This window comes from Komagataeibacter intermedius TF2 (genome assembly GCF_000964425.1).
Taxonomy (GTDB): Bacteria; Pseudomonadota; Alphaproteobacteria; order Acetobacterales; family Acetobacteraceae; genus Komagataeibacter; species Komagataeibacter intermedius.
In genome coordinates, this window is record NZ_BANF01000832.1 from 1 (window position 1) to 243 (window position 243).

At 58.8% G+C, this 243-nt stretch carries 1 pseudogene; it reads left to right on the top strand.

From position 1 onward, the window contains the following. Positions 1-243: pseudogene (locus B7449_RS19360) on the top strand (ATP-dependent helicase); the annotation flags it as partial.

Below are 243 nucleotides of genomic sequence, written 5' to 3' on the forward strand. Positions count from 1 at the left end.
CAGCTACGGGCCGAGCCTGAAGTGGCGCAATTGCGTAGCGGCTTTGACATTCGTGACGCCGAGGACAGTCTCGCCATCGTCCGCCGCCTGATCAGGACTGTCCCGAAGGAAAAGCTTCCCGTACCGCAGGAAGGAGCGCCAGGAGACGCGAGACAGATTAAAAAAATGGCCGAGCGGATTGCGCGGCTGAAAGAGGATCTGATCACACCGGTGGCTGCTTTCGCGCATGTTGAAAGCCTGATC